Source organism: Mesorhizobium sp. P5_C1 (assembly GCF_054049815.1).
This window is the reverse complement of record NZ_JBFULQ010000433.1, coordinates 1-4,691: the sequence shown is the minus strand read 5'-3', so window position 1 is coordinate 4,691 and position 4,691 is coordinate 1. Positions and strand designations below refer to the sequence as shown.

Genomic DNA, 4,691 nt, shown 5'->3' with positions numbered 1-4,691 from the left:
ATGCCTCGCTGTTTAGTTAGGAGCGGACCGGCGGCGCGCAGCCAGGCGAAATGTTGAGACGCGGGGCCCAGCAGTTGCGCAAAAGAACGGATTCCGGTACTTGGTTGGTGGTGTGGAGCAGCGTGCCGATCGGATCTTGGGTGCCACTGTCGAGGCAATCATTGTCAACTGACTTCGATTGGCAACAAGCAGTATCCGAGGCGGCTTGTTGACGTTGCACACGTGAGGGGGACGTTTTGGAAGCCGGCTTTGCAGGCGAGTTCAAATTCATGTGTATCCCCCGTGCGTTGCTGGCATTCGCACTGATCGGCCTGTCTGGCGGTTGCGCATCTCGTCCAACGAATGTGTTGTTGCCCGTAGCCGATACATCTCCGGCATCCAGCAAGGTGGAGATGCTGGTGACGACGACCCGCGCGCGCTCCACCAATCCGGCCGAGATGTATACGGGCGAACGCGGGATAGCTCCTTCATTCGCGGACGTTACGGTGTCGATCCCACCAGCGTCGGTGCGCAAGGTCGGCGAGGTCGCCTGGCCCAAGAAGCTGCCCTCAAACCCGGCAACCGATTTCGYGGTGGTGAAAGCCGAAGAGTTAACACGGGATGGCGCGAAGGAATGGCTGCACGCCACTGTCAGGAAGAGCCCGGACCACAGCGTGCTGGTATTCGTCCATGGCTTCAACAACCGCTTCGAAGACTCCCTTTATCGCTTTGCGCAGATCGCTCACGACACAGGCACCGACAGCGCTCCGATCCTGGTCACATGGCCTTCCCGAGGCAGTACGCTGGCCTATGGCTACGATCGCGAAAGCACGAATTACACGCGAGATGCGCTCGAGACGCTGTTCCAATACCTCGCTCGCGATCCTGAAGTGAAAGAGGTTTCGATCCTCGCCCATTCGATGGGCAACTGGCTTGCGTTGGAATCCTTGCGCCAGATGGCCATCCGCAATGGCGGACTGCCGGCGAAGTTCAAGAACGTCATGCTGGCCGCGCCTGACGTCGATGTCGACGTGTTTCGCACACAGATTGCCGACATGGGCAAACAGCACCCCCAGTTCACCCTCTTTGTCTCGCAGGATGACCGGGCGCTCGCATTTTCGCGACGGGTCTGGGGCAACATCCCCCGGCTCGGCTCTATCAATCCGGAAGAGGCTCCATACAAGGAAGAACTTTCAAGCAACAATGTAACCGTCATCGACCTGACGAAGGTCAAGTCCGGAGACAGTTTGAATCACGGCAAGTTCGCCTCGTCTCCGCAGATCGTCCAGTTGATTGGAGCGCGGATGGCTGCTGGCCAGACCCTGACAGACAGCAGGGTGGGCCTTGGCGACACGATCGTGCAAGCGACGACCGGCGCGGCGGCTGCGGCTGGCAGTGCTGCAGGGTTGGTGATTTCGGCACCCGTTGCAGTGGTCGATCAGAACACCAGAGAAAACTACGGCAACGAGGTCGAGAATTTGACCGGCTCTCGAAGGACACAGGCCAACAAGGGCTGTAYTTTGCCAGCGACCTCCACGAAAGGTTGTAAGAAGTAATTGTTCCAGGCTAGGGCCGGCAACAAAGCTTTATGGATGCTCCATCTCGAAGTTGGTTCCAGCGCCCGTGAGAATGGCATTCGGACGGCAGCAAGCGACTCCGGCCGCCCCTGAAGAGACGCCTCTGTTGGTACCGTAGGGCTGGAAGGGGGAATGATGCGTCGCATCGCTCAAATCTCGTTCGCCATTATCTTGTCGCTCGCCATTGCCGCCGTAGCTGCCTGGGCCGGATTTGCCATGTGGTATCGCCTGCCTGCGGGAGAGCTCGGCCGGGCTGCGGCCTGCGCCCTTTTCATCTTGTTCGGCCTCGGCACGATCATCGCGCTGTTCAGCCGTTTTCGCTTCCGGGCGCTCGTCCTGTTTCTCGCCGCGTTTGCTGCGGTTCTGGTCTGGTGGAGCACCATCAAGCCTTTGGGCGACGCCGACTGGGCGCCCGATGTCGCCCGTCAGGTAACCGGGACGCGCGATGGAAACCTGTTAACCCTGAAAGACGTGCGTGATTTCGAATGGCGCAGCGACACCGATTTCACCGAACGTTGGACAACCCGAACCTACGACCTTTCCACGGTTCAGACCGCCGACCTCTTCATGTCCTATTGGGCTGGACCGAAAATGGCCCATGTCATCATGAGCTTTGGCTTCTCGGGCGGTGAATATCTTGCTTGGTCCATTGAGGTGCGGCGCCGTGTAGGTGGCGAGTTTTCGCCCATAGCGGATCTGTTCAAGAGCAATCCCTTGGTTATTATCGCGGCCGACGAGCGAGACGTGGTCGGTGTCAGGTCAAATGTTCGGGGAGAGGACGTCCAGATCTATCGCCTGAAAGCATCGCCTGACGCGGCCCGGACGCTTCTGCTGGAATACGTCTCGGACGCAAATGCGCTTTCCACGAAGCCTGCATTCTACAATTCGATCACGACGAACTGCACGACGACGATCGTCAAGATGATGCGAGCAGTCGGCGACGTGGTTCCATTCGACTGGCGGCTCATTGTTAACGGCTATCTTCCTGATTATGCGTACGACCGCGGTGCGCTCGATACCCGCTTGCCATTGTCGACCTTGCGGGAGGTGGCCCACATAGACGACCGTGCGCGGAAGTCGGGCCTTTCACCGGATTTTTCGAGATTGATCCGGGTTGGTGTGCCGTCTCCAGGCCTTGGCAGTTGATCTGGGAAGGGGCTCGCAGGTGGGCAAGCTGGTCGAGCGGCGCAGTTGTTATTTTGCATCGCCGAAGACGTGAGCCATTCAGCGCTTCCTCGCGGCGCTGCCTCTCAGTCAGCGATGGAATGTCGCCCAAACTTCTCTCAACACGCCCGCTCCGCTACGATGAAACACACCCGTCGAATGGGCCATTGTCGTTTGCATACTTGCTTACGGCGAGGCGTCAAATCGAGAGCTGAATGAGATGTTGGTTTTCTAAGAATCGAGCCAGAAGAAAGCCACTGTAAACGCCTGATAGACATCTCCAATCAGGCCTATCTCATAGGCGCGGTCGTTGCGCTCTGGGGCGACAAGTTCAGTGCGCTCGGACCCCGCGCGCGGGCAACAGGTCCGGACAGAAAAGAAGCTTGAATTGTGCGACGGTCGGGTGCTGGATAGCGAGACAGCGGCCTTGACTGCCGGAACTGGCTTCCGAGGCGCTGAAGAGGGGGAAATCGTGGACAAGACAGCGGATACGGACGTTACTTCGTTGATCTCGGGCTTCGAACAGCTCGCCGATCGTTTCGTCTCCGGACTGTTCGCGCGGGTTTCCGCTTTGGRCAACGTCCCCGTCGAGCTTGAAAACCTGAGGGCCTCGCTTGCAGCCGGGGGAACATCTCTTCTTGGGCTCCTGTTCGAGATTGTGTTGGTCGTTGCGCTCGTCGCCGGCGTGTACATCCTGCTTGCCCGGCGGTTCGCGAAGGCGAGTGCGACAAGCAGTGCATCGCGCAGATTCTTCGCGGGCGTGGCGGCTATTGTAGTGGCGCTGGTGATCGGCTTCATTGCTGCGCGGCTGCTGGCCGGTTCTGGCGTGCCTTTGCAAACCCTTCACCTTTGGACGGTGGTGACCGTGCTCGGCTTCGTCATTCTCGCCGCCGTCAGATCACTGTTGATGGCATCGCGGCGATCCGAGTTCGCGCAGGAGCGCTCCGCCCATCTGGCAGCGCTCGTGCGCGACCTCTCGCTTGCCATTGGCTTGGCGATCATCGGCACAACGCTGATCGCGACGTTGCGGCTTTGGACCGTCGGGCCGGCCTTGGGGGATCTGCTGCGAACAGGCTTCGCAATTCCGATCTACGTTCTGTTTGCATGGGCCGTATGGCGGCACAGACGCACAATGGCAGTCGCCGTCGCCGGTCCGCGCCCCAGAAGCCGCTGGCGCACCCGTCTCGCCAAAGTGTGGCCGGCAATCGTGATCGCGTTCCTGATAATCACCTTTCTCACCACTCAGGCCGCGCTGACCATGGGAGCATCACTTCGTGGGTCGGCCGTTTTGCTGACCGGGTTGATATTTCTCGCCGCACCACATCTCGACGCAATGATCGGGAACTGGGCGCAACGCGGATTGGAGTCTCCTGACATCTCGATCTTGGCAGCGGCAGGGCGACAGACCGCCCGCTTCACCGTTGTGGCTATCATGATTGCCATGCTGGGAACGCTGTGGGCGACACCGCTGGCTGCCGGGTTCGGCATAGATCTGCGAGAGGTCGTCAAGGGCGCATCCGGTGTGGCGCTGATCATGTTGGTGGCGGCGTTTCTGTGGAACGTGGTCGGCGCAGTGTCGGTTCGCGCCTTGCGCGCGGAGTTGCCCGCCGCAGGTGATGACGAGGAGGCGCTGGGTGCGCCGCGTTCACGGTTGGGCACGCTGGTGCCGCTGATCAGCGCGGTCGGCAAATCGAGCATTGTGGCCTTGGCGCTGCTCTCGATCCTGGTGTCGATCGGGGTCAATGTCTGGCCGCTGATCGCCGGCTTGAGCGTGTTCGGGCTGGCCATCGGCTTCGGCTCGCAGACGCTGGTGAAGGACCTGGTCTCCGGGCTGTTTTTCCTGATCGACGATGCATTCCGCTTCGGCGAATATATCGAAACGTCGGGCGCCAAGGGGACCGTGGAAAAAATCTCGGTCCGGTCGGTTTCCCTGCGCCATCAGCGCGGTGCCTTGGCGACAATCCCCTATGG

The 4,691-nt window shown here is 60.0% G+C and carries 3 protein-coding genes; all 3 read left to right on the top strand.

Going from position 1 to position 4,691, the window contains the following annotated elements; all coding sequences use genetic code 11:
* The first annotated feature begins 269 nt into the window (after positions 1-269).
* Positions 270-1,535 carry an alpha/beta hydrolase gene (locus tag ACXJ7R_RS25100; protein WP_457154179.1) on the top strand — a complete coding sequence of 422 codons (1,266 nt, stop codon included), beginning with the start codon at positions 270-272 and terminating at the stop codon, positions 1,533-1,535.
* Positions 1,536-1,688: 153 nt separating this feature from the next.
* On the top strand, positions 1,689-2,702 hold the full coding sequence (locus tag ACXJ7R_RS25095) for an Lnb N-terminal periplasmic domain-containing protein (protein ID WP_457154178.1): 1,014 nt from the start codon (positions 1,689-1,691) through the stop codon (positions 2,700-2,702).
* A gap of 490 nt (positions 2,703-3,192) precedes the next feature.
* Positions 3,193-4,691, top strand: a 1,499-nt coding sequence (locus ACXJ7R_RS25090) for a mechanosensitive ion channel family protein (RefSeq protein WP_457154177.1), incomplete at its 3' end; no start/stop codon positions are given.

What these genes read in the sequence shown, in the direction of transcription:
- ACXJ7R_RS25095 (WP_457154178.1), top strand. Translation starts at nt 1,689, where the DNA reads ATGATGCGTCGCATCGCTCAAATCTCGTTCGCCATTATCTTGTCGCTC.